Here is a 7,713-nt window from a genome sequence, read left to right on the forward strand (position 1 = left end):
TTGTAACGCTAAAGTGTGTCTTTATATTGCAGTTGTCAGACTGATCCTACTCGTGTATCTTGATATTTCATAAGGTATGCGAGGGGTACTAAATGGTAGTTGTCGGAGCGGCGTTGCGACCGCACGGAGAAGAGGCTGCGCCGAAAAAGGCTCCTGAACCAGGAGCCGTTGCGCATCCCTCTCTCGTTGCCCTATGCACGGTAGCGCGCTTCCACCAGATCGCCGCAGATGCCGCCCTGCTATCCCATCAACTGGGCTTGACCCCTTCCGAGCCCGTCGACACCGCCACGCTGTTACGCGCAGCCAAGCACCTCGGCCTCAAGGCCAAGTCCTCCCGCACCACACCTGATCGCCTGTCTCTGACGCCTTTGCCTGCCTTGGCGGTGCTTCGCAATGAGGATGGCAGCGAACGCTTCGTCATCCTCGCCCAGTGCGACGCCCAGCGCGTGCTCCTGCAGGACCCCTCCGCCGCATCGCCCGAAGCCTCGCGCCCGGTGATCGAACCTCTGGACGTCTTCGCAGCGCATTGGACCGGCGAGCTCATCCTCATCACCAGCCGCGCGAGCCTCGCGGGCGAACTCGCCAAGTTCGACTTCTCCTGGTTCATTCCCAGCCTCGTCAAGCACCGCAAGCTGCTCGGCGAAGTGCTCTTCATCTCCTTCATCCTGCAGCTGTTTGCGCTGGTCAGCCCGCTCTTCTTCCAGGTGGTGATGGACAAGGTGCTGGTGCACCGCGGCATGACCACGCTCGACGTGCTCGTCATCGGCCTGCTGGTGATCGTCGTCTTCGAGTCGCTCTTGAACGGGCTGCGCAGCTACATCTTCAGCCACACCACCAATCGCATCGACGTCGAGCTCGGCGCGCGTCTGTTTCGCCACCTCGTGCAATTGCCGCTGGCCTACTTCCAGGCCCGGCGCGTCGGCGATTCAGTCGCCCGCGTGCGCGAGCTCGAGAACATCCGCAGCTTTCTGACCGGCAATGCGCTCACGGTGCTGCTGGACGTCGTCTTCTCCGTCGTCTTCGTGGCCGTGATGCTGTTCTACAGCGTGCCCCTCACCCTGATCGTGCTCGTGAGCCTGCCGCTGTACTTCGGCCTGAGCTTGGCGGTGGTGCCCATCCTGCGCCGGCGCCTGGACGAGAAGTTCGCACGCGGCGCCGAGAACCAGGCCATGCTGGTGGAGACCGTCAGCGCCATCCAGACCGTCAAGGCCACCGCGCTCGAGCCGGCCTTCGGCCGCCGCTGGGACAACCAGCTCGCTGCCTATGTCTCGGCCAGCTTCCGCACCCAGAACCTCGCGAGCTGGGCGCACGAAGGCGTCAACCTCATCGGCAAGCTCGTCAACGCCGCCACCCTCTGGTACGGCGCCCACCTCGTGATGAACAACGACATGACCGTCGGCCAGTTCGTCGCCTTCAACATGTTTGCCCAGCGCGTGAGCCAACCCATCATGCGCATGGCCCAGCTGTGGACCGACTTCCAGCAGACCGGCATCTCCATGGCCCGGCTCGGCGACATCCTCAACACCCGCACCGAGGTGCCACCCAGCACCGCCGCCCAGTTGCCCGCCCTCAAGGGCCGCGTCACGCTGGACAACCTTACCTTCCGCTACCGACCCGAAGCCGCGCCTGTGCTTCACGGCGTCAGCCTCGACGTGCGCCCCGGCGAAGTCATCGGCATCGTCGGGCGCTCGGGCTCCGGCAAGAGCACACTCACCAAGCTCATCCAGCGCCTCTACGCCCCCGAGCAAGGGCGCCTCCTCGTCGACGGCATCGACATCAGCCTGATCGACGCGGCGCAACTCAGAAGGCAGGTGGGTGTGGTGCTGCAGGAGAACACCCTCTTCAACCGCAGCGTGCGCGAGAACATCGCTGTCGTCGACCCGGCCGCGCCCCTGGAAGCCGTGATGCTGGCTGCGCAGCTGGCCGGCGCCCATGAATTCATCAGCGAGCTGCCCGAGGGCTACGACACCATGGTCGGCGAGCAGGGCGCCAGCCTCTCGGGCGGGCAACGCCAGCGCGTCGCCATCGCCCGCGCGCTCTTCACCCATCCGCGCATCCTGATCTTCGACGAGGCCACCAGCGCGCTTGACTACGAGAGCGAGGCCATCGTGCAGCGCAACATGGCGCACATCTGCAAGGGCCGCACCGTCTTCATCATTGCGCACCGGCTCAGCGCCGTGCGACATGCGAACCGCATCATCGTGATGGACAAGGGCCGGATCGTCGAAGGCGGCACGCACGACACGCTGCTAAGCCGGCCCAAGGGCATCTATGCGCACCTGTGGGCCATGCAGGGTGGGGGCCATCCGACAGAAGGCGCCGGAGCGGTATGACGCCCGAAGTCTCCACCACCGCACCCGCGGCCAACGCGCCGCATGCGCGGGATATGCGCCACCCGGTGATTGAACTGCTCGGGCGCTACCGGGCCGTATTCAGGGCCGCCTGGCAGCACCGCCATGAACTGGCCGGACCGAAGCGCCTCTCCGACGAGGCGGCATTCCTCCCCGCCGCGCTGAGCCTGCAGGACACCCCCGTGCATCCGGCGCCGAGGCGCTTGGCCTATGCGCTGATTGCGCTGTTCCTCATCGCCGTGACCTGGGCCATCTTCGGGCAGGTCGACATCGTGGCCGTGGCGCCCGGACGCATCATCGTGAGCGAGCGCACCAAGGTGATCCAGCCGCTGGAGGTGAGCGTGGTCAAGCGCGTGCTGGTCAAGGACGGCGACCACGTCGAGGCCGGGCAGGCCCTGGTCGAGCTCGATCCCACGACGGCCAATGCCGACAAGACCAGCATCGACGAGCAGTTGAAGTCGGCGCAGTCCGAAGTGCTGCGCACGCGCGCCTTGCTGCAGGCGCTCAATGCGCCAATGACCTCCCGGACGCCTGAGCTGGGCAAGAGCCTCCCCGATGGCTGGACGGAGGCCGATCTCGCGGCAACCAGGGCGCAGTTGAGCGACGAGTGGAGCGACATCACAGCCAAGCTCGCCAGGGCGGCGTCCGAGCTCAACCGCCGCCAAGCTGAGATCGCCACCGTGCGCGAGATGGTCGCCAAGCTGGACACCACGGTGCCGATCGCCAGACAGCGAGAAGCCGACTTCCACCAACTGGCCAACCAGGGTTTCATGTCCAGTCATGCGAATCAGGACCGCACCAGGGAGCGCATCGAGCTGGAGCGCGATCTTGCTACACAGCGCGCCCGACTCGCGGAAGCGAATGCGACCTTGCGCGAGAGCGAGAACACCCGGGCCGCCTACATCGCAGAGACCAAGCACAGCCTGCGCACGCGCGAGGCCGCCGCCGAGCTCAAGCGCCAGCAGGGCACGCAGGAGTTGGCCAAAGCGGGGCAGCGCGAGCGGCTCACCACCTTGAAGGCGCCGGTGGCCGGCACGGTGCAGCAATTGGCCATGCACACCGAAGGCGGCGTGGTCACAGAAGCCCAGCCCCTGATGGTCATCGTGCCCGATGGTGCGCAGATGACGGCCGAGGTAACGCTGGAGAACAAGGACATCGGCTTCGTCAACCTGAATCAGGAGGCCGAGATCAAGTTGGAGACGTTTCCGTTCACGCGCTACGGAACGCTTGGGGCCACTGTGAGCCGCGTCACGGCGGACGCGGTCAATGACGAGAAGCGCGGCGCGATCTTCCCCGTGACGCTGAACTTGGGCGTGACCACCATTGACGTGGATGGCAGGCCAATCAAGCTGAGCCCGGGCATGAATCTCACGGCCGAGATCAAGACGGGGAAGCGGCGAATCATTGAGTTCCTACTCAGTCCCGTTCAGCGGGCAACAAGCGAAAGTTTAAGAGAACGTTAACTCTTGAGTGCCGGCCCTGATTGAGAGAGCGTTAACAAAGCTCATCCGGGTGCGAAATTTTAAGCTCAAATTATTTCATGAAATCTGAAAAATTCATTATTGCAGCTACTTCGTTTATTTCCAAATTCCAGATCCCGTGGGCCATTGGCATGGCATTCATTGGGATTGTGTTCGTTCTATTTCCGGCCTTATCCAATGTGTGGCGCAATGAAATAGCAGGGTGGCCGGAAATTTATCGTATGTATGAAATCCTTTCAGATTTTGGAAATTTTGCATCCGTTATGTTTGCGGTAATTTCAATTCCTTTGTTCGTTGCCGCCCTTTTTGGAAACTACGCTTACCCTGGCTGGGATTTAAAAAGAAATAACAGACCTACGCTTTCAATAGTTTTGCAAAAAAAACTTTACCCAAAAAACTGGCGAGGATTGGCTGCTTTTTACTCCTTTCTTGTAATCGATTTATTTGCTTGGTTGATACCGTTCTTTGTAATTTGCTTAATTTCGTATTTTATTAAACCTTGAGATCGGAAAAGTCATGGCCAATTATTATGAGGCAGCGGCAGGGGTTGCAGGTGGTGTCGGTGAGGCTTACGGCAATTATTCCGGCGGCACTCCCGCCAACCAACTAGGGCTAGCTGCGGCTGTAGGGGGCGCTCTTTCTGCTCTGGCTTCTGCATCAAGTAGTCCTTTTTTGATAGGTCTAGGAAGTGGTGTTGGTCCTGCTGTTGGCGTGGCTTCGGCCATAGCCTCAGTCGCTCAGTACCAGGGTGCTACAAACTCTGCGCAACAGCTAGCCGCTGGGCTCGGGGTCATCGGGGGAGTGGCAAGTGCTCTGACACCGCTCGTTCCGGGGGCCGTCAAACTGGCGCTTGCTGCTGTTGCCGTTTCTGCGACAGCAGCCCAAATTGCGATTAGCCAAAATGAAGCAGATGTCAATAGATTTATCGATGAGATAATAGATAATTGGAATAAGGCGTTTCCTGAGGGCATTGGGGGAGAGCCATTTACGGGTATGCCATGGCCGGGGAGTGAAATTTCGGAGGGCGCCAACAATCACTTCAACGATGCCAAAGGCTGGCGCCAGCCTGTTGATCCCTTAATGCTCGATCTCGATGGCGACGGACTAGAATTGAGAGCTGCCGGTAGTTCAATTCTGTTTGACCACGACGCCGATGGCGTTAGGACAGGTACTGGCTGGATCGGCTCCGATGACGGCCTTCTCGTGCGCGACCTCGATGGCAATGGCCTTATCCAGACCGGGCGAGAGCTCTTCGGCGTCGACACTATAAAACTCAATGGTGAAAAGGCGGCCAATGCATTCGACGCCCTGGCAGACCTAGACAGCAATGCCGATGGTAGCTTTACGAGCACTGATTTGGTGTGGAGCCACGTTAAGGTCTGGCGTGACATCGATCAGGACGGAATCTCTGATGCAGGCGAACTCTTCTCGCTTGACCAGTTGGGCATCACCCGTATCGGGGTGATTGGCAGCACCACTAACACCACCGGCGGAAGCCAAGCGGGGACTACCGTCAACGGGAACTTCATTGCGCAAAGCGCCAGCTTCACGCGCAACGATCAAACCCTCAGCGTGGGATCCGCCAGCCTCTCCGCAGGCGCTATTGATCTGGACTCAAGCAACTTCCATCGCGAGTTCACTGATCACATCCCCCTGACCGACGTCGCCAAGGCGCTTCCGACGATGCAAGGTTCCGGGAGAGTACGCGACTTGTCGGAGGCCGTGAGTTTGAACCCAGAGCTGGCGGTCGCGCTCACGGCTTTCAGTTTGGCTACCACGCGTGAAGGGCAAATGGCGCTGATCGATGACCTGATCACGACCTGGGCGAAAAGCAGCGACTTCTGGAGCAGCATTGAGGACAATCTTGGCGGCGGGGACTACGTCAGCCTGGGCATCACGGTAACTGGGGGGATGACCGTCGATCAGTTCCGTAACCTAATTGGGGTGCTCGAGGCCTTCAATGGCGAGCGCTTTTACGAGAAGCCTGCCACCGACACAGCTGACACGGTGCAGGTCGTCGCGGGTTTCACTAGAGGTACGACGACGTCAGGTAGCGTGACCCTCCCGGCCTACCTAATCAACCCTCCGGCAGCACAGTTGGCATTGCTTCAGAAGAGCTACGAGAGCTTGAAAGAGAGCATCTACGAAGCATTGGTCGTGCAGACCAGGCTGAAACCTTACCTGGAGTCGGTTGAGCTCGCAGTTGATGAGAACGGGCTCATCGGGTTGGATCTGACTGCGCTTGAAGCGAAGCTGAACGTGCTCAAGGCCAGTAACGAACGAGCAGCTTTGATCGATCTCGTCGAACTCAACCGGTATGCAGGAATATCGCTTGAAGCTGCAGGCTTCAAAGGGTTGGACTTGCTTGGCGAGTGGATGGATGCGCTTCCAGACGCATCGCCGCTGCGTTCAGACATCGCAGCGTTCAGCTATGTGTTGCCCGCCGGACGTGCTGGCACGACCAGTAGCGACATGTTTCTTGGCGACGCTGCCGGAAATAGTATCAGCGCTGGAGGTGGAAATGACTATGTCAATGCTGGCGGTGGCAACGACACCGTCTATGGTGGCGATGGCGATGACGCGCTGCAGGGTGGCACGGGCAACGATGCGCTGTACGGGGAAGCCGGTGCGGACAGTCTGCGTGGGGGGGGCGGCAACGACGTATTGAGCGGGGGTATTGGCAACGACGCGCTGTTTGCCGACGATGGAGATGACGCCTTGAGCGGCGGCGATGGAGATGACACGCTCGATGGCGGCGCAGGCAACGACACGCTCAATGGTGGCGCAGGTGATGACATCCTGGTCGGTGGCGAGGGCAGCGACATTCTTAACGGCAACGCGGGTGACGACACTTTGATTGGTGGCACTGGCAACGACACGCTCGATGGCGGCTCGGGCAACGACATCTACTTGTTCAGCAGCGGCTTCGGGCAGGATACGGTCAACCAATCCGACGGCACTGCCGGGCGTGTGGACACGATCCAGTTCACGGATCTCAACAGCGCTGACTTGGCGAGCGTGACGCGAAGCGGCTACCACCTGACCTTGGTCTTTGCGGGTGGGGACAGCGTCAAGCTGGCGAACTTCTACTACAGCGACGGCAGTCACGAATACAAGATCAACAAGATTGTGTTCGGCGACGGTGAGCAGTGGAGCCAGACGGACATCATCTCGGCGGCCACGAGCTTGAGTGCAGGTAACGACAGCATCACTGGCTCGAGTCTGGCGGGCAACAACTACTACGGTCTTGGTGGAAACGACATCATCACGGGCGGCAGCCTGTCCGACCGGCTCGATGGGGGTTCTGGTGACGACACACTCAACGGCAACGCCGGCAGCGACATCCTGGTCGGTGGCACTGGCAACGACACGCTCAATGGCGGCTCGGGCAACGACACCTATGTGTTTGCCAAGGGTTTTGGCCAGGACACTGTCAGCCAGTCGGACGGCACAACCACTCGCATGGATGTGGTGCAATTCACGGACCTTGCCAGCACCGACCTCACGAGCGTGACGCGCAGTGGCAGTGATGTGATTCTGAGCTTCAACAGTGGCGACAGCGTCAAGCTGGCGAACTTCTACTACAGCGACGGCAGTCACGAATACAAGATCGACAGGGTCGCATTTGCCAACAACGTCGAGTGGAGCCGCAATGAGCTGATCTCGGCGTCAACCAGCTTGAGCGCACTGGCCGATAGCGTTACGGGTTCGAGCTTGGCGAGCAATAACTACTACGGTCTTGGTGGAAACGACATCATCACGGGCGGCAGCCTGTCCGACCGGCTCGATGGGGGTTCTGGTGACGACACACTCAACGGCAACGCGGGTGACGACACTTTGATTGGTGGCACTGGCAACGACACGCTCGATGGCGGCTCGGG

Annotated in this window: 4 protein-coding genes; all 4 read left to right on the forward strand. The window is 60.4% G+C overall.

Annotated elements, in window-relative coordinates:
• Positions 1–92: 92 nt before the first annotated feature.
• Positions 93–2,333, forward strand: a complete 2,241-nt coding sequence (locus tag AC3A6R_RS18690; RefSeq protein ID WP_487865193.1) for a type I secretion system permease/ATPase — start codon at positions 93–95, stop codon at positions 2,331–2,333.
• The gene (locus AC3A6R_RS18695) at positions 2,330–3,814 is read left to right on the forward strand and encodes an HlyD family type I secretion periplasmic adaptor subunit (RefSeq protein ID WP_487865194.1); all 1,485 of its coding nucleotides are present in this window, start codon (positions 2,330–2,332) and stop codon (positions 3,812–3,814) included. Before AC3A6R_RS18690 ends, AC3A6R_RS18695 begins: the two co-directional genes overlap by 4 nt.
• Positions 3,815–3,891: 77 nt before the next feature.
• Positions 3,892–4,335 (forward strand): hypothetical protein, encoded by a 444-nt coding sequence (locus tag AC3A6R_RS18700; protein ID WP_487865195.1) that lies wholly within the window; start codon positions 3,892–3,894, stop codon positions 4,333–4,335.
• A gap of 13 nt (positions 4,336–4,348) precedes the next feature.
• On the forward strand, positions 4,349–7,713 hold a 3,365-nt coding region (locus AC3A6R_RS18705; protein ID WP_487865196.1), incomplete at its 3' end, for a calcium-binding protein.

Source organism: Variovorax sp. Soil_C_19 (assembly GCF_057657255.1).

What these genes read in the sequence shown, in the direction of transcription:
- AC3A6R_RS18690 (WP_487865193.1), top strand. Translation starts at nt 93, where the DNA reads ATGGTAGTTGTCGGAGCGGCGTTGCGACCGCACGGAGAAGAGGCTGCG.
- AC3A6R_RS18695 (WP_487865194.1), top strand. Translation starts at nt 2,330, where the DNA reads ATGACGCCCGAAGTCTCCACCACCGCACCCGCGGCCAACGCGCCGCAT.
- AC3A6R_RS18700 (WP_487865195.1), top strand. Translation starts at nt 3,892, where the DNA reads ATGAAATCTGAAAAATTCATTATTGCAGCTACTTCGTTTATTTCCAAA.